At 61.4% G+C, this 20,542-nt stretch carries 18 protein-coding genes and 1 pseudogene; 4 read left to right on the forward strand and 15 right to left on the reverse strand.

What is annotated here, in order from left to right; translation table 11 throughout:
• The 4 genes from AB1E33_RS16815 to rpsL form a co-directional block, all read right to left on the reverse strand.
• Nucleotides 1-142 (reverse strand): GTP-binding protein (locus AB1E33_RS16815; RefSeq protein ID WP_348157405.1); only part of this gene is annotated, 142 nt, incomplete at its 3' end.
• Between the two features lie 60 nt (nucleotides 143-202).
• Nucleotides 203-2,320 (reverse strand): elongation factor G, encoded by a 2,118-nt coding sequence (gene fusA, locus AB1E33_RS16820; protein WP_372578440.1) that lies wholly within the window; start codon nucleotides 2,318-2,320, stop codon nucleotides 203-205.
• 19 nt (nucleotides 2,321-2,339) lie between these two features.
• Complete coding sequence (gene rpsG, locus AB1E33_RS16825) at nucleotides 2,340-2,810, reverse strand: 30S ribosomal protein S7 (RefSeq protein ID WP_249712339.1); 471 nt, start codon at nucleotides 2,808-2,810, stop codon at nucleotides 2,340-2,342.
• A 15-nt stretch (nucleotides 2,811-2,825) separates the two neighbouring features.
• Complete coding sequence (gene rpsL, locus AB1E33_RS16830; protein WP_009810698.1) at nucleotides 2,826-3,197, reverse strand: 30S ribosomal protein S12; 372 nt, start codon at nucleotides 3,195-3,197, stop codon at nucleotides 2,826-2,828.
• A gap of 406 nt (nucleotides 3,198-3,603) precedes the next feature.
• Between rpsL and AB1E33_RS16840 the strand changes: the two are divergent.
• A pseudogene (locus AB1E33_RS16840) lies at nucleotides 3,604-4,395 on the forward strand (glycosyltransferase).
• Here the strand turns inward: AB1E33_RS16840 and AB1E33_RS16845 are convergent.
• Nucleotides 4,374-5,300 carry a DMT family transporter gene (locus AB1E33_RS16845; protein WP_372578441.1) on the reverse strand — a complete coding sequence of 309 codons (927 nt, stop codon included), beginning with the start codon at nucleotides 5,298-5,300 and terminating at the stop codon, nucleotides 4,374-4,376. The pseudogene AB1E33_RS16840 and the gene AB1E33_RS16845 overlap by 22 nt on opposite strands.
• A 208-nt stretch (nucleotides 5,301-5,508) precedes the next feature.
• Here AB1E33_RS16845 and AB1E33_RS16850 point away from each other — a divergent pair, with 208 nt between their 5' ends.
• On the forward strand, nucleotides 5,509-6,879 hold the full coding sequence (locus AB1E33_RS16850) for an amino acid permease (RefSeq protein ID WP_372578442.1): 1,371 nt from the start codon (nucleotides 5,509-5,511) through the stop codon (nucleotides 6,877-6,879).
• A 27-nt stretch (nucleotides 6,880-6,906) separates the two neighbouring features.
• On the opposite strand, the gene AB1E33_RS16855 is transcribed toward AB1E33_RS16850, so the two are convergent.
• From AB1E33_RS16855 to AB1E33_RS16890, 8 genes are all read right to left on the reverse strand, one after another.
• Nucleotides 6,907-7,158, reverse strand: coding sequence for a hypothetical protein (locus AB1E33_RS16855; RefSeq protein ID WP_372578443.1), 252 nt, complete (start codon nucleotides 7,156-7,158; stop codon nucleotides 6,907-6,909).
• A gap of 98 nt (nucleotides 7,159-7,256) precedes the next feature.
• The gene (locus AB1E33_RS16860; RefSeq protein ID WP_372578444.1) at nucleotides 7,257-7,505 is read right to left on the reverse strand and encodes a MoaD/ThiS family protein; all 249 of its coding nucleotides are present in this window, start codon (nucleotides 7,503-7,505) and stop codon (nucleotides 7,257-7,259) included.
• Nucleotides 7,495-9,756, reverse strand: a complete 2,262-nt coding sequence (locus AB1E33_RS16865) for a xanthine dehydrogenase family protein molybdopterin-binding subunit (protein WP_372578445.1) — start codon at nucleotides 9,754-9,756, stop codon at nucleotides 7,495-7,497. The genes AB1E33_RS16860 and AB1E33_RS16865 overlap by 11 nt, the downstream gene beginning before the upstream one ends.
• Entirely contained in the window at nucleotides 9,756-10,235 is a 480-nt protein-coding gene (locus AB1E33_RS16870; RefSeq protein ID WP_372578446.1) for a (2Fe-2S)-binding protein, read from the reverse strand. The genes AB1E33_RS16865 and AB1E33_RS16870 overlap by 1 nt, the downstream gene beginning before the upstream one ends.
• Nucleotides 10,232-11,098 (reverse strand): FAD binding domain-containing protein, encoded by an 867-nt coding sequence (locus AB1E33_RS16875; RefSeq protein ID WP_372578447.1) that lies wholly within the window; start codon nucleotides 11,096-11,098, stop codon nucleotides 10,232-10,234. The genes AB1E33_RS16870 and AB1E33_RS16875 overlap by 4 nt, the downstream gene beginning before the upstream one ends.
• A 200-nt stretch (nucleotides 11,099-11,298) precedes the next feature.
• Nucleotides 11,299-12,441, reverse strand: coding sequence for a patatin-like phospholipase family protein (locus tag AB1E33_RS16880; RefSeq protein ID WP_372578448.1), 1,143 nt, complete (start codon nucleotides 12,439-12,441; stop codon nucleotides 11,299-11,301).
• Nucleotides 12,442-12,561: 120 nt separating this feature from the next.
• On the reverse strand, nucleotides 12,562-13,335 hold the full coding sequence (locus AB1E33_RS16885) for a hormone-sensitive lipase (protein ID WP_372578449.1): 774 nt from the start codon (nucleotides 13,333-13,335) through the stop codon (nucleotides 12,562-12,564).
• A 68-nt stretch (nucleotides 13,336-13,403) separates the two neighbouring features.
• Nucleotides 13,404-16,610 (reverse strand): reductive dehalogenase, encoded by a 3,207-nt coding sequence (locus AB1E33_RS16890; protein ID WP_372578640.1) that lies wholly within the window; start codon nucleotides 16,608-16,610, stop codon nucleotides 13,404-13,406.
• A 74-nt stretch (nucleotides 16,611-16,684) separates the two neighbouring features.
• Between AB1E33_RS16890 and AB1E33_RS16895 the strand changes: the two genes are divergently transcribed.
• Nucleotides 16,685-17,602: a LysR family transcriptional regulator gene (locus AB1E33_RS16895; protein WP_372578450.1), complete on the forward strand. Its 918-nt coding sequence runs from the start codon at nucleotides 16,685-16,687 to the stop codon at nucleotides 17,600-17,602.
• Nucleotides 17,603-17,706: 104 nt separating this feature from the next.
• Nucleotides 17,707-18,411, forward strand: a complete 705-nt coding sequence (locus AB1E33_RS16900; protein ID WP_372578451.1) for an SDR family oxidoreductase — start codon at nucleotides 17,707-17,709, stop codon at nucleotides 18,409-18,411.
• 79 nt (nucleotides 18,412-18,490) lie between these two features.
• Here the strand turns inward: AB1E33_RS16900 and AB1E33_RS16905 are convergent, their stop codons facing one another.
• Complete coding sequence (locus AB1E33_RS16905; protein ID WP_372578452.1) at nucleotides 18,491-19,648, reverse strand: acyl-CoA dehydrogenase family protein; 1,158 nt, start codon at nucleotides 19,646-19,648, stop codon at nucleotides 18,491-18,493.
• Between the two features lie 76 nt (nucleotides 19,649-19,724).
• Nucleotides 19,725-20,528 carry a TIGR03084 family metal-binding protein gene (locus tag AB1E33_RS16910; RefSeq protein ID WP_372578453.1) on the reverse strand — a complete coding sequence of 268 codons (804 nt, stop codon included), beginning with the start codon at nucleotides 20,526-20,528 and terminating at the stop codon, nucleotides 19,725-19,727.
• Nucleotides 20,529-20,542: the final 14 nt, after the last annotated feature.

Consider the following 20,542-nt stretch of genomic DNA (forward strand, 5'->3'; position numbering starts at 1 on the left):
CGCCGTCGATCTGGTCATACGCCTTGAAGTCACCAAAATACTTGGTGATCGCTGCGGTCAGCGTCGTCTTGCCGTGGTCAACGTGGCCAATCGTGCCAATGTTCACATGCGGCTTGTTACGCTCAAACTTTTCCTTTGCCATGATGGCCTCCTTTTTCGGGAATGAAGGGAGCCCGGCACCCGAGCTCCCTCAAATCTTCGCTTATGCGTATTTGGCCTGGATCTCGTCCGAGATGTTCTGCGGAACCGGATCGTAGTGGTCAAACTGCATGGTGAACTGGGCGCGGCCCGACGACATCGAACGCAGGGTGTTGATGTAGCCGAACATGTTGGCCAGCGGAACAAACGCGTCGATTGCGATTGCGTTGCCGCGGTTTTCCTGACCCGAAACCTGACCCCGACGCGATGTCAGGTCACCGATGATACCACCGGTATATTCTTCAGGCGTGATCACTTCGACCTTCATGATCGGTTCCAGCAGCTTCGCACCCGCTTTGCGCATACCTTCGCGCATACCCATGCGAGCGGCGATTTCAAAGGCAAGGACAGAGGAGTCCACGTCGTGGAATTTACCCTCGATCAGCGCAACCTTGAAGTCGATCACGGGGAAGCCGGCCAGCGGGCCGCTATCCATGACGGATCTGATCCCTTTTTCGACACCTGGAATGTATTCCTTGGGCACCGAACCACCAACAACGCGAGATTCGAACGAATAGCCTTCGCCCGGCTCTGTTGGGGTGATGATCATCTTCACTTCGGCGAACTGACCCGAACCACCCGACTGTTTCTTGTGGGTGTAAACAATCTCGGCTTCGCGGCTGACAGTCTCACGGTATGCCACCTGAGGCGCGCCGATGTTGGCCTCGACCTTGAACTCACGCTTCAGGCGATCCACCAGGATGTCCAGATGAAGTTCGCCCATGCCCTTCATGATGGTCTGACCGCTTTCGAGGTCGGTTTCCACCCGGAAGGACGGGTCTTCGGCGGCCAAACGGCCCAGACCCTGGCTCATCTTCTCCTGGTCGGCCTTTGTTTTCGGCTCAACCGCGATCTCGATCACCGGATCGGGGAAGGTCATGGTTTCCAGAACCACCGGATCGCCGGTCGAGCACAGGGTGTCGCCCGTGGTGGTGTCTTTCAGACCCGCCAGCGCGATGATGTCGCCCGCGAAGGCTTCCGTGATTTCCTCACGGTCGTTCGAGTGCATCATCATCATCCGGCCGATGCGCTCTTTCTTGCCCTTGGTCGAGTTCAGAAGCGTGTCGCCCTTCGACAGGGTACCCGAGTAGATGCGGGTGAAGGTCAGCGAGCCGACAAAGGGGTCGTTCATGATTTTGAACGCCAGGCCCGAGAACGCCATTTCATCATCCGCACGGCGGGCGATGTCACGGGTTTCCGTCTCGTCACCGGGTTTGAAGCCCATGTAGTCGACAACGTCCAGCGGGCTGGGCAGATAGTCGATCACGGCATTGAGCAGCGGCTGAACACCTTTGTTCTTGAAAGCAGAGCCCCCCAGAACCGGCACGAACGCGATTTCCAGCGTGCCCTTGCGCAGCAGGGCGCGCAGGGTCGGCACGTCGGGCTCGTTGCCTTCAAGGTATTCCATCATTGCGTCGTCGTCCATTTCGACGGCCGCTTCGATCATCTTACCGCGCCATTCGTCAGCCATGTCCTTCAGGCTGTCACGAATCGGAGCTTTGACCCAGGATGCACCCAGATCTTCGCCCTGCCACAGCCATTCTTCCATGGTGACCAGATCGACCAGACCTTCCAACTCGGTTTCGGCACCGATCGGAATGCCAACCGGAACGGCGCGGGCGCCGGTGCGGTCTTCGATCATCTCAACGCAGTTGAAAAAGTCGGCGCCGATCTTGTCCATCTTGTTGACGAACACCATGCGCGGAACCTTGTAGCGGTCAGCCTGACGCCACACGGTTTCGGTCTGCGGCTCAACACCGGCATTGGCGTCCAGAACACAGACAGCACCGTCGAGAACCGCCAGCGAACGCTCGACTTCGATAGTGAAGTCAACGTGGCCGGGAGTGTCGATGATGTTCAGGCGATGCTTGGGCGAGTCGGCGGTTTCACCGTCTTCGGTGCGTTCCCAGAAGGTGGTGGTTGCAGCCGAGGTGATGGTGATGCCGCGTTCCTGCTCCTGCTCCATCCAGTCCATGGTGGCTGCACCGTCATGCACCTCACCGATGTTGTGGGATTTGCCGGTGTAATACAGGATACGTTCGGAGCAGGTGGTCTTGCCTGCATCGATATGCGCCATGATACCGAAGTTGCGGTAATGGTTCAGTGTATATTCGCGTGCCATAGGTCTCAGGTCCTCTGGATTACCAGCGATAATGGCTGAAGGCTTTGTTCGCCTCGGCCATCTTGTGAGTGTCTTCGCGCTTTTTCACGGCGGTACCGCGCGACTGAACTGCGTCCATCAGTTCACCGGCAAGGCGTTCTTCCATCGTGTTTTCGTTGCGATTGCGCGACGCGGTGATCAGCCAGCGGATGGCCAGCGCTTCGCGGCGCTCGGGGCGCACTTCGACGGGCACCTGATAGGTGGCACCACCCACACGGCGCGAGCGAACTTCGACGCTGGGTTTGATGTTGTCGAGTGCTTCGTGGAACACTTCAACGGGGGCGCGCTTGATCTTGGTCTCAACGCGATCCAGCGCGTTGTAGACGATACGCTCTGCGACCGACTTCTTGCCGTCGATCATCAGGTTGTTCATGAATTTGCTCAGCACCTTGTCGCCAAATTTGGCGTCGGGCAGGATTTCGCGCTTCTCGGCGGCGTGACGACGTGACATATCAGCCTCTCCTTCTTACTTGGGACGCTTTGCGCCGTATTTCGAACGACGCTGCTTACGGTCTTTGACGCCCTGGGTATCCAGAACACCGCGCAGGATGTGGTAACGCACACCGGGAAGGTCTTTCACACGACCGCCACGGATCAGAACAACCGAGTGTTCCTGCAGGTTGTGGCTCTCACCGGGGATGTACGAGATCACCTCGAACCCGTTGGTCAGGCGCACCTTGGCAACCTTCCGCATGGCCGAGTTCGGCTTCTTCGGTGTGGTGGTGTAGACCCGGGTGCAGACGCCGCGTTTCTGCGGGCACTGTTCCAGGTGCATGGATTTCGAGCGTTTTATTTTCGGCTGCCGCGGCTTGCGGATCAGCTGTTGGATCGTTGGCATTCCGGTTCTTTCCCCGTTTCGCAACACATGTGACATGCACGCGCGTCGCGTGCGGTTTCAATTCGCTGCACTCATGCGTCCACAAGCGCAAAATCCGCGAACGTTCCCATTCCGAGGTGAACGTCGCGGTTGGATATCAGAGGGCGCGAACTGCAAAATTGTCCGGGCCTTGACCACTTCATCTATGAAGTCGGCAGTGGGGCGACCCCCGATGCCGAGATAGCGGGCGTATAGGAGGAGTCGCCGGTGGTGTCAACAGTGGGTCCGATACCCGCCCCGCCAGTGCACCTGCGAGGCCCGTTTCGCAACTGGTGGAGCCACGACCTTTTGGACAGCAAGGAACGCAGGCATAGTCCGCCGGACATACAATTTTATGTAACAGGGATACAATGCAAGCGATCGGCGTTTGCCGTTTTTTCTAGCCCACACCCGGCGGCTTTCAGGTCGCACGCGAGATGATCGAGGACCGTATCCACTACCTTTTTGCGCCAGGCCGGCTGGAAGAACGATTTCGATTTTTTTTGAAATTGTCGCCCTGCCCTGCCTGCGTCATCAGACGGATGCGGAGTTCGACCTGGTCATCGTAATCGGAGACAGCCTGCCGAAGCATCCTCGGGACAGGCTGCACGATCTTACCAGCGATATGCCACAGGTTCAGATCATCTCTCATCCGCCGGGAAAGCACCGTACCATAATGCAAGACGTGCTGAATGCTGAGCGAAAGGACCCGTCGCAACCTTGTTTGCAGTTTCGCCATGGCGACGACGATGCCGTCTCGGTCAACTTCATCGAACGTCTCAGATCCGCCGTGGAAGAATGCGAGGGGCTGGTGCGGGAAAACCTGACGGTTGCGTTCGAGTGCAATCGCGGCTTTGTCGCCGAGCTTGGCCCGCAGGGTGTCTCAGCCACCGGTATGTTCAGACCTTTCCTTGCGGTAGCGCTGGAGAAGTAGGTTGCGGGGAAATGTAAGACAACAGTCATGTATTGCTCGCATTCGACGATGGATCGCGTCATGCCAACGGTCAGCTATACGGATCGGCCGATGTGGGTGCGCGCACATAGCGGCTACAATGATTCCCGCCAGAAGCTGGTAAAGCCGGTGCCGGTCACGCCCCTGACCCTCGAGCAGGAAGTGGAATTCTCCATGAGATTCGCTGCTGACAGCGATCGCGTGCGTCAGGTGTTCGGCGGATTCTGAGCACGCCGCTCTCTGGCCAATGCAAAAAGGCCCGACGCGACAATCAACCCGCCGCCCAGCACCGTGACCGGATCGGGCCAGTCGCCGAACACAGCCCATCCCAGAGCCAAGGCCCAGATCAACCCCGAATAGCGAAAGGGTGCCACAAAACCCACATCGCCCACACGCATCACCAGCACGCTGCACAGGTAACCCAGCAGGACGAAGACCGAGGCCGCAAGGATCAGCCCCGCCAGCGGTAGGGTCACCGGCACCCAGGGCTCGGTCAGTGAGGCAATCCCTGCCGCAATCGTCACCATCACCGCAGTAGCAAATGTTACCATCATCGAGGGCACCTGAGCGGACATGCGGCGCGTGACCAGATCACGAAGGGTGATCAGCGCCACCGCCAGCAGCGCGAAATAGCTGTGATAGGTAAATCCCTCTGCCCCCGGGCGCACGATCAGGAGCATACCGCAGAACCCGACCGCAATGGCCAGCATCCGCCGCCAGCCCACAGGCTCGCGAAAGAACAGCGCAGCCCCCAGCGTCACGGTGAGCGGCAGCGCCTGCAGCACAGCCGTCACATTGGCGAGTGGCATATGAAGAAGGGCGTTCAGAAAGAAATAGGTGACGGCCACCTCGCTGAAACAGCGGATCAATACCAGCATCCGGTCGTGCACGGGGAAACGCAGGTGAAACAGGCCCAGCCGCCGTGCCAGAAGAAAGATGAACAGGCAGGTCAGCACCCCGCGCAGCACTACGATCTGAAAGAGCGGCAACGCCGTGCCAAGATATTTGATGACCGCGTCGTTGAGCGTGAACCCGGCCATGCTGCCGCACATAAGCACTGCACCACGCAAGTTTGGCGACAGCCTCACTTTCTCAGCGTGCGCGCATTCCGGCGCAGGTTTCTGTTGTGTCATTGTCGCGCCCGTCACGTTTGAAGCTTCGCTAGGGCGGATGCGGGTTCGCGTCAACAGCCTGAGCCATGTCCCGTTCCGCAGCCATGCTGTGGCAAGGCTATCCGCGTGGCGTTTTAAGTGCGACACTTGCCGGGTATAGGTAATCCCGACCCCGCGTCTGACGGGCATCGGGGATTTCGATGACCAGACCATGTCTCAAAGGGCTTCAGTGAGCGACTTCGTCCCATCCGATTCCGATCAGCCTCGTGCTACCGAGCGAGCCGGATCATCCGGCTCCTACGGGGTCTGGACCTGCACGGCGCTTGTGGTCGGCAATATCGTGGGCTCTGGCTTCTTTCTGGCTCCGGCGGCGCTGGCGCCCTACGGGGCGGTGGCGCTGATCGCCTGGGGCGTGGTTTCGATCGGGGCGCTGTGCCTGGGGCTGGTCTTTGCCCGGCTCAGCCGCATCGCGCCCGAGACCGGCGGTCCCTATGCCTATGTGCGTCTGGGCTTTGGGGATTTCGCCGGGTTTCTGGTTGCCTGGCTCTACTGGATCTCGATCTGGATCTCGCTGCCCGCCATCGCCTTGGGCGCGACCGATTACCTGCATTTCTTCTTTCCCGCGCTGCAAGGCAAAACCTATGCCAATTCCGCCCTGGCGATGGCAATGATCCTGGCCGTCGGGCTGCTGAATCTAAAGGGCACCAAAGAGGTCGGTATGGTCCAGTTGATCATCGTCAGCGTCAAACTGGTTCCATTCCTTGCCGTGGCTTTCATCGGATTGTTCTGGGTGGACTGGAGCCACTTTGCCCCGATCAACCCGACGCCGATGTCCTTTTTCATGGCCTTTGCCGCCACCACACCCTTCATCATGTATGCTTTCATCGGGCTGGAAACGGCGACCGTCCCGGCGGGCGAAGTCAGGAACCCGCGCCGGACCATCGCCATTGCTACCATCGCCGGGGTCCTGCTGGCCGCCGCGCTCTATACCTTTGGGACCATGTCGGTGATGGGGGTGATGTCACGCACGGCGCTGGAGCAATCCAACGCCCCCTTCGCCGACGCCGCTGAGGTGATGTGGGGCAACTGGGCCGGCTACATGGTCGCAGCCGCCGCGATCCTGTCCTCGATCGCCGCGCTCAATGGCTGGACATTGGTGATGGCGCAGGTGCCTCTGGCCGCCGCGCGCCATGGGCTGCTGCCCAGGGCCTTTGCCGAGCTCAGCGCCAATGGCGTCCCGGCCAAGGGCATCTTGATCTCGATGTCGCTGTCGATTGTGGTGCTGCTGCTGCAATCCACCGGGTCCAAGACCCTGCTGGCCGCCTATGAGTTCATCATCCAGCTGTCTATCGTCACCGACATGGCGCCTTATGTGTTCTGCTGCGTGGTCGAAGGGCTGATTCTGATGTCGCTGGGCAGGCGCATCGGCTTTCTGCGCCCGCTGACCTATCTGCCGGTCGCCATTATCGGGTTCGGCTTTTCGATGTTGACGATCTTCGGCGCGGGCGCCGAGCCGGTGATGTGGGCGTTTCTTCTGATGCTGGCCGGATTGCCGGTCTATGTGACGATCCGCCTGCGGCGCAGCGACCCGGAACTCTGATCAAACTAAACCCGGCTGCGAAAACTGTCAGCGGCAGCTAAACGTATACAGCGACCCGGTACCGCTCGCATCAGCCGAAATGAATCGCGCATTCTGGCACAGGTCCTTGGCCATCTCGGCCATTGCGACCGGCGGGCGCGCGCCCTGCCCCGAGGTCAGCGGGCCGCTGATAACCACGGTATTGCCGTCATAGGACTGCACCCGCCCCGTTCTCGCATCCGAGAACCCGGAACAGCCGGCGACGGCCAGAAGTCCGGCAGCGATAACAAAACGGTTCATCCCAAATCTCCTATCGGCCTGTTCACTGAAGCCTAGCATCGTCGCGGGATGCTGCAAGGGTTTGATCACAAACGCGACTATCGCTGCGAACCTGTTCCCTATCCGCCGCGCAGGCGCTGCATGAGGTAGATTTCGTTTTCCGCCCCGACAGGTGCGGTCAGATCGCTGGCCATGATCCGTCCATCCACCGACACCGACACGCCCGCATCAATCGGTCCCTGCAGTGCGGGATGCTGACGCACCAGCGCGCGCAGCATCTCTGCGATGGTGGAGGCCTCGACCTCCACCACGGCCTGCCCGCCAGTCAGGGCGCGCAGCCCGGACCAGAGATGGACCTTAACCGTCACGGGCCTTCAGCGCCGCCAGAATACGCGGCGGTGACATCGGCAGATCGCGCATCCGCACACCCGCCGCATTGGACACCGCATTGGCGATTGCCGCCAGCGGCGGCACAATTCCGGTTTCGCCCACGCCGCGCACGCCGAAGGGATGGCCAGGGTTTGGCACCTCGACGATGACCGTGTCGATCATCGGCAGGTCGGAGGCGACGGGGATGCGGTAGTCGAGGAAGATCGAGTTCTGCAGCCGCCCGTCCTCGCCATAGATATATTCCTCGTTCAGCGCCCATCCGATGCCCTGCGCGGCACCGCCCTGATACTGGCCCTCCACGTAGGTCGGGTGGATCGCCTTGCCCGCATCCTGAATAACCGTGTAGCGGGTGATCGCGGTCTTGCCGGTTTCCGGGTCCACCTCGGCATCAACGATATGGGTGCCAAAGGACACGCCTGCGCCTTCCGGTGTTGCCTCGAAATGGCCCGAGATCGGCCCGCCGGTCGCGCCCATATTGGCGGTGATGTCGGCAAGCGGCAGCGGGTCGAAATCGCCCGCGTTCGGCCCCGATGGCACTGCACAGCCATCTTCCCATTTCACCGCATCCTCCGGGATGCCCCATTTGGCCGCCGCCCGTGCGCAGAGCCGTTCGACCGCGTGCCTGGCTGCCTTGATCGTAGCCAGGCCGCTTGCATAGGTCACCCGGCTGCCATGGCTCACGTCGTTGTAACCCAGCGTTGCGGTGTCCGCGACAGTCACGCGGATATTCTCATAAGGGATACCCAGCACCTCGGCTGCCATCAGCGCCATCGAGGCGCGCGAGCCGCCGATATCGGGTGTGCCGACCATCAATTGTGCCGAGCCATCCTCGGACAGAGCCAGCGACACCGAGGTCTCGCCGCCATGGTTAAACCAGAAGCCGCAGGAGATCCCGCGCCCCTGCCCCGGCTTCAGCGGGGCTGCATAGTGCGGATGCGCCTTGGCTTCTTCCAGCGTTTTTACCAAACCAATCTGATCGTAGGTCGGGCCATAGCTGGCCTTGCTGCCGTCATGCGCGGCGTTTTTCAGACGAACCTCAACCGGGTCCAGCCCAAGCTGGTTGCACAGCTCGTCCAGCACCGATTCAACCGCAAACGCCCCCATCGGCGCGCCCGGCGCACGGTAGGCGGCCTGTTTCGGGCGGTTGGCCATCACATCATAGCCCACCTGCCGCACATTGGTCAGGTTGTATGGTGCAAAGGCGCACATGGCAGTCATGTCGCCCGGCGCGCCGGGAAAGGCCCCGCCTTGCAGGCGGAAGATGCCCTCGGCAGCGATAATCGTCCCGTCCTTCTTCATGCCGATCTTGATATCCATCGACGCCGAAGAGGTCGGACCGGTGGCGCGGAACACCTCGGACCGGCTCATCACGATTTTGACTGGACGGTTGGCCTTGCGGCTGAGCGCCAGCGCCACCGGCTCGATAAAGACGGTGGTCTTGCCGCCAAACCCGCCGCCAATCTCGGAGGCTGTCACGCGCAGTTGCGCGGTCTCGATCCCCAGAAGCGCGGCGCAGGTTTTCTGCGCGATCCAGTGGCCTTGCGTCGTGCACCAAAGCTCACCCTTGCCGTCGGCGCCAAGCTGGGCAAGACAAGCATGCGGCTCGATATAGCCCTGATGGGTGGCCTCGGTGGTAAAGCTGTCCTCGACCACCAGATCGGCCTCGGCAAACCCGGCCTCGACTTCGCCGTGCCCGCTTTCGTGATAGCGCACGACGTTAGGGTGCATGCCCTCGGGCACCGAGTAATCGGCGGCCCCCTCGCGGATCACCGGCGCGTCTGTCGCCATCGCCTTGTCCACTTCGGTGACATGGGGCAGCACCTCGTAGTCGACCTCGATCAGCTTGAGCGCATCGCGCGCCGCCAGCGCCGAGGTCGCGGCCACGGCCGCCACCGCATGCCCGTCATAGAGCGCCTTGTCGCCCGCCATGACGTTTTCCAGCACATTCCAGAACTCGCCCTCGAGCCCGGGTTTGAACGGCACCTTGTCGGAAAAATCGGCGCGAGTGACCACCGCTTTGACATCCGCATGCGCTTCAGCCTTCGAGGCGTCGATCTTCACGATCCTTGCATGGGCGTAGGGCGAGCGCAGGATCGCGCCGTGCAGCATTCCCGCCGCCGAGACATCCGCGCCGAATTTCGCGCGGCCGGTGACCTTGTCCAGCCCGTCGGGGCGGTCGGGGCGTGTGCCCACGAATTTGAAAACCGATTTTTGATCGTCGAGTGCCATTACGAAGCCTCCCGCATGTCCGCCGCCGTGTCCATCACGGCGCGGATGATCTTGTCATATCCGGTGCAGCGGCAGAGATTGCCAGCCAGCCAGTACCGGGCCTCTTCTTCGGTGGGATCGGGGTTCTTTTCCAGCAGCGCCTTGGCCGCGACCAGAACCCCCGGTGTACAGATCCCGCATTGCAGCGCGGCATATTCAATGAATTTCTGCTGCAGCGGATGCAACTCTTCGCCATCGGCCATGCCTTCGACAGTGGCGATGTCTTTGCCGTCCGCCTCAACGCCCAGCATCAGGCAGGAGCAGACTAGACGCCCATCGACGGTGACTGAGCAGGCCCCGCAATCGCCGGTGCCGCAGCCTTCCTTGGCGCCGGTCAGGTTCAGCTTGTCGCGCAGACAATCCAGCAGGGTTTCGCGCGGATCGCACAGGAATTCGACGGCGTCCCCATTCACGGTGGTGGATACGTGCAGTTTGCTCATTGCTGGTCTCCCTTTGCGCGCCCATAGGCGATTTTCGCCGCGCGCTTGGCCAGAACCCCGGCCACCTCAGTACGGAACGCGATGGTGCCGCGCTTGTCATCAATCGGATTGCAAGCCGCCGAGGCCGCCAACGCCAACGCCTCGAGCGCTGCGTCATCCAGTTTGGTGCCAATGATCGCGTTGGCGCAATCTTCGACCAGCAGCACGGTAGGTGCCACTGCGCCCAGCGACACCCGCGCCTCGGTCACCGTATCGCCTTCCAGCCGAAGGCTAACACCGCAGCCAACCACGGCGATGTCCATCTCGGTGCGCGGGATGAAGCGCAGATAGGCATCGCCGCCATGCAGCCCGCGCGGCGGAATGTTTACCGCCGATATCACTTCGCCCTTCGCCAGCGAGGTCCTGCCGGGTCCGGTTGGAATATCCTCGACCAGCACGACCCGCTCTCCATCCGCGCCAGTGACCGTGACGGTTACCTCCGCCGCGATCATCGCCGGCACCGAATCCGCCGCCGGAGACCCGTTGCACAGGTTCCCAACAAGCGTCGCGCGCCCCTGCACCTGGGTCGATCCGATCAGGTCCATCGCCTCGACGATGCCGGGCCAGTCCCGGCCCAAAGCGCCATGTTCACTCATCTCGGCACCTGTGACGGCGACCCCAAGGGTCCAGCCGCCCTCGGGCGTACGGGTAATGGCGCTGACGCCGTCGATTTTCTTGATGTCGATCAGCAGGTCGGGCGTCACCATGTCTGACCGCAACTGCACCAGAACATCGGTCCCGCCTGCGAGGAAACGGGTGATGCCTGTGGCTGATGCAGCCAGTGCCGAGGCTTCGGTGAAACTGGCAGGGCTGTGATAATCCATCTATCTACCTCGCATGTCCTGAAATGAGAGTCGCTGGGCTTTTGCCGGGACGTTAGTGCAGCAACCAGCCCTCGTCCATCATCAGAACACCGGAAAATCGCACCCTCAGAGTGGTTTTTTGTCAGACGCTATCAGCTCGAGCGCCAAAATCGACCGCGCCACCGGTTGCCCGCGCACCTTTGGCCACCCGAACCGACCTCTCAGCCTGTCGGAGCCGATAAAATCCCGACGATCTTGTCGAGGATCGCCTGATTGTCGGCAACAAACTGTTGTCCGGTCTTGCGGATGGTTGCGAGGCCTGCTGGCGAGGGGTCGAACTCATTCACTTCAGCGGGCTCCTCTGGGGTGAGAATGAAGGCCTGTAGGTCAATCGTCGAGTCAAAGCCCGAATGGCGCTTGAGCGCATGCGCGCTGACGCTTGCCTCGCCCCGGAACACCATGCGCATCATCGGTTTGAACCACTGGAGCAAGCCGCCCTGCTCGGCGATCTCGCCCGAGATCGATTGATTTCTGACGGTGCCGAGAGACACGACCACGAAATCCTCAGCCTCAGGCAAGTGGGTGCGGGCATGCAGATAGGCTATTTCGCCAGGAGCATTCAGGATCATCGCCGGATCGCTGACGAAATGCCCGTCCGCATGGGCACCGGAAAAGACGATGGCGGGGAAATAGATCGGCGCGCTTGTGACCCCGGTCACCAGCGAACGCAGATACATGTTGCCCTCGACCCCATCCCAGTTGCGAAATACCGTCAGCCCATTGCTCTGCTGCGAAAAGGCCGGAAACATGGCCGGGCGCAACAGATCGTTGAACTGCCCGTCACCAAGCAACCTGTTTGCCACCTCGATCCGTCCTTTGTTGCGGATCAGCGGGCCGAACAGCCCGCCCCCGGTCAGGATCTTGTGGTAGAGCGGTGTTTTCAGCACATCGGCACCAAAGCGCGTATAGGCGTCGATTGCCTCTGCGGCAGTCATCGGTTCGCCGGTGTCCGGATCGGGATAGAACAACAATGCGCTGATGACGGCCCCGGTCGACGCGCCCGCCACGAAATCGAACATCTCGTAGATACGCTTGCCGGATTTCTCTTCGATCGCCTTGAGAACCTCAAGCTCGGCAAGGCCGAACATCGCACCGCCTTCCAGCGCCAGAATGCGCGCGCGCTTGGGATGATCGGTTTGCCAGACGGCCGGCGCGCTGAACGCCTCCGCCTCGGGCCAGCCATCGACCTCGATCTCGTATTCTACAAGATGGCGGTTATAGACAAGCGCGCTCAGCCCATAGAGCAGAATTGCCGCAAACAAACAGAGTGTTGCGATCCCGGAGATCTGAATCAGACGGCGCATGTCCCCTCCTGCGTGAACAACCTCAAATTGTTCAAATCACAGCGCGCCTGCCAAGTCGCATTTTTTGAAACGTCACTTTTTTGCACCAGAAGGGGCAATGATGCGGTCCGACGGCGGATATCACCCGTCCAGCAGGGCCTGCAGCAGAGGGGCATTGGGGCGTCGCAGCCCTTCGATCACCGAGAAATGGTCCTGACCTTGCTCAAAAACATTCGGTGCCTGCCAGTTTTCCGCGATTAACCGGGTCTGGCGGACCAGTTCGGGCCTCTCGAGCGCACCCACCCAGAACCGGGCTTGCACACCTTTGGGCGGATGAAGCAGCGCTGGGCTTTCGGCCTCGGCCTCTGCCGCATCCAGCCCCAGCACGTCGTTCATGCGTGTGTGCAGCAATGGGCGCAGATCATGGATGCCGCTGACCGACAGCACACGCTCCAGTCGCGCAGTCACCATGCTATCGGCGCAGGCCAGACGCGAGACCAGATGGCCGCCCGCCGAATGCCCGATCAATCGCACCGGCCCCGCGACCCGTCCAGCGGCGACATTCACTGCCGCAGTCAATTCTTGTGCGATCGCGGTCAGGCGTGCCTCGGGCGCGAGCGTGTAGCTGGGGATCGCCATCGCCCATCCGCGCGACAGAGCGCCGTGGGCCAGATGCGACCAGTAGCTCTTGTCGAGTTTGTGCCAGTAGCCGCCATGGACAAAGACAACCAGCCCCGCGCAGGCACCCAGTGGTCGAAAGATGTCCATGCGATTGCGCGGCCCGTCGCCATAGGCAATGTCGATCTCGCCGCGCCGGGCGCGAAACGCTGCCGCTTCGTCTGCCCAGCGCGCGGGCAGCGCCGCAGACCCCGGCACATAGCTGGAATTATCAAAGGCGTCGTCCCAGTCGATCATGCATTTCTCCCTGTGCCGTGGAACCGTAGAGCGGCACCGATGCGGGGCCAAGGGCGAATGGCCTGCGCTCAGAGATCGATCTCGACCACCCCGCCGGGCTCGGCCGCACGGGACTGGCACAGGATGATCGCCCCGTCGCGCTGCTTGGCCGACAGCACAAAATCGCGATGCTCGACCGCGCCCGAGATCAGCCCGCATTTGCACACCCCGCAGATGCCGTCGGAACATTTCACATCCACATGAATGCCATTCTCGACCAAGACCTGCGCGGCATCCTTGTCCTGTGGCACAATGAATTCCCGTCCCGATCGGGCCAGTTTCAGGGTGAAATCGTGGTTCTCATATTCCGGTTGTTCCGGGACCGAGAAATATTCCAGATGCCGCGCCTCTTCGGGGAAACCCTGCGCCTCGGCGGCCTGCATCACCGCCTCCATGTAACGGTCCGGCCCGCAGGTATAGACATGCCAACCGGGTTGATATCCGGACAGGATCGCGCTCAGGTCCGCCCGCGTGTCCTCATCCGAGATATGCAATTGCACATGATCCGCCCAGGGGGCTGCGGCCAGATCGTCCAGATAGCCCGCAGCCTGCCGTGAGCTGGCCGAGTAGTGCAGGTCAAACGCCGCGCCCAAATCGTGCAGGCGGTTGGCAAAGGCGATCATCGGCGTGATGCCGATGCCACCTCCCATCAGGAAAGTCCGCGTGGCCGTCTCGTCCAGCTCGAAATGGTTGATTGGTTTCGAGATGAAGACCTTGCGTCCCTCATCGAAAATCCGGTGCAGCAGCGCCGATCCGCCCCGGCCATCTTCCTCGCGAAGCACACCGATCTGGTAAGTCGACCGGTTCGAGGGATCGCCCGACATCGAGTACTGGCGCAAGTACTCAGGCGCGACCAGCACGTCCAGATGCGCCCCGGCGGACCAGTCCGGCAGCGGCGCGCCATCCAGAGCCGAGAACTCGTATTTGGTCACGTCAACGCTCATCTTGTGCACTTTGGACAACGCGACCTGCATGACCGGGGCATCGCCATCAATGGTGTAGCGATGGACGGGTGTGGTGTCGCCACTGGCCAGCCGCGCCTTGTAGTCATCGGCACTGATCAGGGCCTCATAGGCGGCGATCCCGGCCTCGCGGTCCATCGGGAAGGGATAGGGCCAGGGATGCGGCGCCAGCGGTGCGGGATAGACCGCCAGCGTCTGATCCTCGAATTTCAGGTCCAGATCGGTCTGCAACCCGCGCCGGTTCAGTGGGTGTTCCGACGGACGAAACGCGCCATCTGCACCCCGTTCGATATCCCACCACCATTTCTTGGTGTCATTCAGCGCGCCGTTGCCCACCGCATCGTCCAGCTTTGCCAGTGCGGGCGCTGCAGAGGGGATGTTCATCGCTGCCCAGCGGAAGGGTCGTTCCGAGAATATCCCCTCGAGGTTCCAAGGACAGGTCTTCATGCAGCGCCCGCACATGGCGCCGCCGGGGGTGGTGATCCGGTAGGTGGCGCATTTCTGGCTGTCGGATTTCCAGATTTCATAGCCATTGAACATCCGCTTCGGCCCGGCGGTGATCGCGCCCGAGGGGCATTCACGGGCGCATTTGTTGCAGCTCTCGCAGAATTGCTGCAAACCAAAGTCGATGGGCCTGTCATGGGTTATCGGCATATCGGTGGTCACCGCACCCGATTTCAGCCGCGGCCCCAGATAGGGGTTCAGGATCACCTCGCCGATCCTGCTGACTTCGCCCAGCCCGCTGAGCAGCAGCAGCGGCGGTTGCAGCACTTCGCCATCCATCACCGTATGCGCCCTTGCCTTGTAGCCCAGATTGCGGATCTGCTGGGCGATCACGCCGCCCAGAAGCGAGAACCGCAGATAGGCGCGCATGGACTGGCTGACCGCGATCCAGTCGTCGCCGCTGGACCCTTCCATGGTCTCATAGCCCTGATCGATGATCATGCTGATCGCCTGATCATGGGGCGGCACGATCTCTTCCCCGGTGGCGTCATGCGAATACCATGCCCAGTCAGGGCAACGCGACAGACCCACCGCGTCGGCACCCAGAAAATAGGTGGCCGCCTTGAGATTGGCGGCATTGCGCGCAGCATCGGTGGGCTTTGCCACGCGGGCGCTATCCCCGTCCTGCAACAACACGAACGCCCCCAGTGCCCGCCGCTGCGCCGAGCTTGGGGCGGATTTCATCACGTATTTGCCCCCCTTGGCTCCGTCCTGCAGTGCCTTGCCCATATCGCCGAACAATGCGCGTGCGAACATGTCGGTGCGCTTGGGCACCCGCGCCACGTTGGCCTCGTCGATATAGGTGGTGGGTGTGTCGACGCGTTTCAGATCCTCGAACGGATGCGCCCCGTCCATATAGCGCCGCTTTGCATAAGGATCGCGGTTCAGCGCCGATTTGGCCGAGCGCGTGCCCAGCCACCAGCCCGGACCGTTCACCTTTAGCCAGGGTTGCTCCTCGGCGAGCGGCAGGTCATGGGCCAGAGCCATATCCGTGCTCACCGCCGCCAGACCAAAGCGCGGTCCCAGCCAGGGCGCGTTGAGTTGCCCGTCCTCGACCGCTGCCAGCCCCGCCGCAACGGCCAGCCGGTTAAGGTCGACATCACTTGTGGTCAGGCTATGCGCGCGCGCCGAAAATCCCAGCAGCCGGATATATTGCGCGATCACCACCGCGTTCTCACTGGCCCGCAGACAGGCGCGGTGATCCTGCGCATCGATGATCCAGTCACTGCCCGGTTCGTCCGGTTTCGGGTCGCGGTGATGTTCAAAAAGAAAGACGATGGCGCTGGTATGGCCGTCGATCGAGGTCGGCTCTGCCGTCATCGCCTCTTTCAGATCAGCCATGATCATGTCGATTCCCGAGGCCAGCGTCTTGGTCTGGCGGGTCTTCAGCGCATGGGCCAGCCGGTCAATCTCGGGATTACGGCGCGGGGTGGGCAACACGGCCTCCGGCGCCAGAGGCGCAATGCCCATCATCGACGCATCGTTGAAATAGCCAAAGGCTTTCAGGTGGTTGGACCGTTCAATCGGATCTTCGGGGATGTCCGAGCGCACCGGGTTGGCCGGACCAACCCGGATCGCATCCATCATCGCCTGGAATTCGCCCATGGCGTTGACGATGCTTTCCGGTTGCGCGGGCCTGCTGAAGCTGAGCCCCTCCATTTCGGGGACCTGTTCATAGCCCCCCGGCCCGGACTGGCGCGCCAGCCGCTCCAGCGGGTATGGCCCCATATGCACCGGACGCTTGCGATCCGAAAAGACCCGGAAACCCATCTGATCCTCCTCATGATCCGACGGGTTTACCCCGTCATCGACAGCAAATCTATTCATGTATATTAATAACCGGCATGAATGATTTCGATTTCACTGAGCTCGACGGCAAGGTTCTGCGCTGTTTTCTCACCATACTCGAAGAAAGTTCGGTGTCGAAAGCTGCCGACCGGATGGGCGTCACGCAATCAGCGATGAGCCATACGCTGGGCAAACTGCGCAGGGTGCTGGGCGACCCGCTGTTTGTGCGGTCCGGGCAGGGGTTGATCCCGACAGAGCGGGCGCTGACCTTGAAGGACCCGGTGCAAGGGGTACTCGACCGCCTGAAGGCGCTGACTGATGCGCGCCCGTTCGATCCGCAGCGCGAAGGCATGCAGTTCGCCATTGCAACCAATGACATGCCGCGCGATCTGATCTTTCCCGCACTGCTGCGGGACAGCCTTGCGCAGGGGATCGGATTGCGGCTGGATTTCGTGCCTTCGGGCGTTCCGGACGCTGATCTATTGCGCAGCAACCGCTGCCAGCTGATGCTGACACCGCTACCACCGGATACGCGCGACCTCTATCAGAAACGCCTGCTGAGCAGCCCGATGATGGTCTACTACGACGCAAACCTGCGCGATCCGCCCGCGACATGGGAGGCGTATTGCAACGCTGATCATGTCGCCGTGCGCTTCGCCGACGGGCGCAGTGCGCAAGTCGCGCTGCGCGGGGTCGACCAGGCCCGGATACGCGCACCAGTCGTTACATTGCCCCATTTCAACGCGATCCCTCCTTTTCTGCGCGGAAGTACTTTGATCTCGACCGATACCGCGCTGATGAAACAGGGACCGCTGGCCGGGCTTGACTGCGCACCGCTGCCATTCGACTGCGAACCTGTCTCGATCTATCTGGTCTGGCACGAACGCTCGCAAGCCGATCCCGCGCATCGCTGGCTGCGCAACCGGATCGAAGCGATCGCGCGCGGCCTCGCGGACGCCTCCGTCGGTGGCTGATTGTTGACGATAGTTTTTCTACAACGAGATGCGGGCGGAACTTGTTGGTGGAATCTGCAAGATCGCGTCATCCTGACCGCAGAAAACAAGCGGGAGATTATGACATGACAGACAAGGTAGCCCTGATCTCGGCAGGTGGCAGCGGCATGGGTGCCGATGCCGCACGGCGTCTGGCGGCAGACGGGTTCAAGGTGGGCATCCTGTCCTCCTCGGGCAAAGGCGAGGCACTGGCGCAGGAACTGGGAGGCGTCGGCGTGACCGGTTCGAACCAGTCCAATGACGATCTGCAAAAGCTGGTGGATGCGGCGATGGCCCATTGGGGCCGGGTCGACGTGATGGTCAATTCCGCGGGCCACGGCCCCCGCAACGACGTGCTGGAGCTGAGTGACGAGGACTGGCATCTGGGCATGGAGGTCTATTTCCTCAACGCCGTGCGCCCGTCCCGCCTTGTGACCCCGATCATGCAGGCGCAGGGTGGCGGGTCGATCATCAACATCTCGACCTTCGCCGCGTTCGAGCCTGATCCAGTCTTTCCCACCTCCGGCGTGTTCCGCGCCGGGCTGGCAGCCTTTGCCAAGCTCTATGCGGACCGCTACGCCACCGACAATATCCGCATGAACAACGTGCTGCCCGGTTTCATCGATAGCCTGCCGGAGAAAGAGGAATTCCGCGCCCGCATTCCGATGGGCCGCTATGGCAGCAGCTATGACGAGATCGCCTCGGTCGTGGGGTTCCTCGCCTCCGAGGGCGGCGGTTATATCACCGGGCAGAACATCCGGGTGGATGGCGGCATCACGCGGTCGGTATAAGAACAGGCAGGTCCCAAGGAAAAAAGGCGCTTCGCAGCGCCTTTCATAAGCCCCGTTCGAACGGCCTTCTTACCGCCGCTCACACATCGATCGAGCGCGCGATCAGTTCTTTCATCACCTCGTTGGTGCCGCCATAGATCATCTGCACCCGGCTGTCGGCATAGAGGCGCGCGATCGGGTATTCCATCATGAAGCCATAGCCGCCAAAGAGCTGCAGGCATTCATGCACGACCTCGTTCTGGGTTTCGCTGCCCCAGTATTTCACCATCGAAGCGGTGGCCGCATCCAGTTCGTCCTTTTCTGCCTTGGCGATACAGTCATTGACGAAGCTGCGCAGCAATTCGGCCTTGGTCTTGCACTCGGCCAGCTTGAAGCGGGTGTTCTGGAAATCCATCACCCTCTGCCCAAATGCCTTGCGTTCCTGCACGTATCTGGTGGTCTCGGCGATAGCGAAATCGATCGCGCCCAGCGCCATGATTCCGATGGTCAGACGCTCCCACGGCAATTGCTTCATCAGCTGAAAAAAGCCCTGCCCCTCTTCAGAACCAAGCAGATTGGTCATCGGCACCTTGACGTCCTCGAAGAACAGCTCGGCAGTGTCGTTGCCCTTCATGCCCAGTTTCTTGAGAGGTTGGCCCCGGCGAAACCCTTCGGCACCCTCAGTCTCCATCGCGATCAGCGAGACACCCTTGGCGCCCTGAGACTTGTCGGTCTTGGCGGTGACAATGATCAGATCAGCGGTCTGGCCGTTTGTGATAAAGATCTTCGACCCGTTCAAACGGTAGGAATTGCCATCTTTCTCGGCCGTGGTCCTCACCGCCTGCACGTCCGAACCGGTGCCCGGCTCGGTCATGGCCAGCGCACCGACCATTTCACCCGAAACCAGCTTGGGCAGCCATTTCTGCTTCTGGTCTTCGCTGCCATAGGCGGTGATATAGTGGATCACGATCGACTGGATGCCATAGCCCCAGCCCGCATCACCACGGGCCGCCTGTTCGTAAAGAACCACCGAATCGAACCCCAGATCGCCGCCCGAGCCGCCATATTCCTCGGCAACCGCACCGCCCATGATCCCGGCCTCTCCGGCCTTGCTCCAGAATGCGCGATCGACAACGCCATTGGCCGCCCAGTCGTCAGAATGCGGCACCAGTTCATCATCCATGAACCGCCCCACCATGTCCGAAAACATTTGGTGCTCGTCCAGTTTCCAGCTTGCAGTGCTCGTAAACAGACTCATGGGGCAAACTCCTTCTTGCGGTGCTTGCAAGAGCCTAGCGAGCAGGTGCGAAAATTCCAGCCGGTAGCGTGCGCTGCTACGTAACGTTCTTTCGGGTCTGGCGATGGCGCTGTCCCGCTGCGGGCGGGGTCTCGGGCCCGCCGGCGAAACATTGCGCGATCGACATCCATTCCGCTGCAACCGGCCCTGAGACCGCAAGGCCGGTATCGGCGACGTTCCGGGTCTGGGCAACGACCTGCGCAAAATCAACTGCCGTGCCGGTGATGGTGTTTTTTGCGTCCTCGCCATAGCGCCACTCGTCTCCCGAAGGCCCGGTCAGGCGTAGCTGTGGCATCTGCGCGGGCACGTCCCGTCCATGCACACGAAAGGACCAGGCGAAGGTATTGACGCCTAGCATGACGATATTGCGGATGCGGTCCTGTTCCTGCCGCTGCTGTCCGAGGCAATCGAACACCTCTTGCCCATGCGCCCAGGTTTCCATCTGCCGTGCCGTCATCGCCGAGCGGACCGACATCTCGGGGCCGACCCACTGCACCCGCGCCTTGGGGTCAAGCGCGGCCCAGCGCGGACCCATATCAAGATACCGCGCGCGCCATGCCTCGCGCAGCGCAGGGCCACGTTCGGAAACGCGGGCGTTTTCGGTTGTGCGAAATCCATCGGCTTGGATCGCGGCCATCACATCGCGGCTGTCGCGAGCAAAATTGTCGGGATCGCGCAACGCCAGATCGACCATGCCGTTCCAGAAATGCAGATGCACCATCACATCGTTCAGGGTCCAGTCTTTGAACTGGGTGACAGTATCCCAACCCTGCCCGCTTGTCGTGTCCAGCGCTGAATCGAGCATCTCACTCTCGGCCACGAAATCCGCTGCCTGCTGCATCCTTGCGCCCCTTT

It is taken from the genome of Ruegeria hyattellae, assembly GCF_041537925.1.
Classification (GTDB): Bacteria; Pseudomonadota; Alphaproteobacteria; order Rhodobacterales; family Rhodobacteraceae; genus Ruegeria_C.